This is a genomic window from Arthrobacter sp. JCM 19049 (assembly GCF_001310435.1).
Window position 1 is genome coordinate 1 of record NZ_BAXF01000518.1, and the last position, 1,483, is coordinate 1,483.

General features: G+C 66.9%; 2 protein-coding genes. Both read left to right on the top strand.

Translation table 11 applies throughout. The annotated features are described in order from the left end of the window. Nucleotides 1–524 precede the first annotated feature (524 nt). A complete protein-coding gene (locus JCM19049_RS14000; RefSeq protein ID WP_279403255.1) occupies nt 525–917 on the top strand; it encodes a hypothetical protein in 393 nt (130 codons plus the stop codon). Beyond that, the gene (locus JCM19049_RS14005) at nt 881–1,474 is read left to right on the top strand and encodes a hypothetical protein (RefSeq protein WP_054821887.1); all 594 of its coding nucleotides are present in this window, start codon (nt 881–883) and stop codon (nt 1,472–1,474) included. The genes JCM19049_RS14000 and JCM19049_RS14005 overlap by 37 nt, the downstream gene beginning before the upstream one ends. The last annotated feature ends 9 nt before the right edge of the window (nt 1,475–1,483 follow it).

Consider the following 1,483-nt stretch of genomic DNA (forward strand, 5'->3'; position numbering starts at 1 on the left):
CCCGGTGCAGGCCGAACAGGTCCTGGTCACCGGCGCTGCGGACGGGGTGAGCATCGGACGGGCCGCGCTGGCGACCCGCAGTGGGCCAACCGCGCCGCGCACACCCTACAGGCCGAACCTGCCATCCCACCGCAATACTGGCGCGGGCGCTGGTAGTTCCCTCAAAGGCACCGCAGAACCGGTCTTCTGCGGTGCCATGAACCGTCGCGATGGGGCACACTGGCAAGACACCAGCTGATGAGCCGCACCTCTTCCGGGGAACCACTTGGGGTGTTAGGTTAGTCACACGGATCTAGTCGCTGCGCGACTGCAACGGTCGCGTGCGGAAGGGAGTCAGCATGGCACTGCGCGCGGATTCTAATGGAATCGACGCTTCGCTCTATCGAAAGACCGGCTCTTGGAGCACTGTTTTGGCAGATGCTTCGCTGGGAACCACGGCGGCGCAGGAGGCCGCTGACCGGCTACCTGATGAAGTTGCCAAGACCCTCAAAAGTCAGCAAGCGGATCCTCGCGACATCTCAGCAATGACCGAAGCCCTGCAGCCGGTCGAGGGGCTGCGCGCCCCGGTGGCCCGCATGGTTGCCGTCCACGACGGACAGGTGGTGCTCAATGAAATCATCCCGGGCCTGAAGGTGGAAAACACTGCGGTGGACACCGGACCGTTCCCGAACTTTGTGGCCCTGGCCCGCGCCCGCGGCGGGGCCTTCTCCTATCTGGTGGCCGAGGCCGGGCGGGCCGGCGGTGAAGTGCACCTGTACAACACCACCTCCCCCGAACGGGTCGCCAGCCGGGGCATCGTGGGCGTGCCGGAGGAAACCCACGTGGCCCGCAAGGTGCCCGGGGAATACGACCAGCCCAAGAACCAGCCGCGGCCGAAGAAATGGCCCGGCGCAACGCCGAGGAGGTCGCCGACCTGATCCGGGAGATGGCGCACGATAACTACGTGCGGCTCATCGTGATCTCCGGGGATGTGAAATCCCGGGAGATGGTGCGCGACTATGTGCACTCCTCGCTGCAGCCCCTGGTGGCCATGCTGGAGGCCAATACCCGCACCGGCGGGGCCGACCGCAACGCCGTGGACGCGGAAATCCGCAAGCTGGTGGATACCGTGACCGCGACCGAGCTGGAGACCCTCTCCCAGCGGGTGGCGGACAACTCGGGCAACTCGCGGGCGAACCTGGCCCTGGGCATCAACGAGGTGGTGGAGGCCCTGCAGCAGGCGCAGGCCGACACGATCCTGGTCAGCCAGTACCAGGATGAGCACACGCTGCGGGCCCTGAGCGCCGAACCTTGGGTGGCGGTGGAGGATGATCCGAACCACGCCGAACTGGTCATCGGCCAATGGCCGGCGCCTGAGGTGCTGCTGCGGGCCACCGCGCTGACCGATGCGACCATCCGCTACGTCCCCGACGGGCTGCTGCCCAACGGGGTGGGCATCGCTGCCCTGCTGCGCTGGCCGCGCAACAACCACTGATCCACTAGT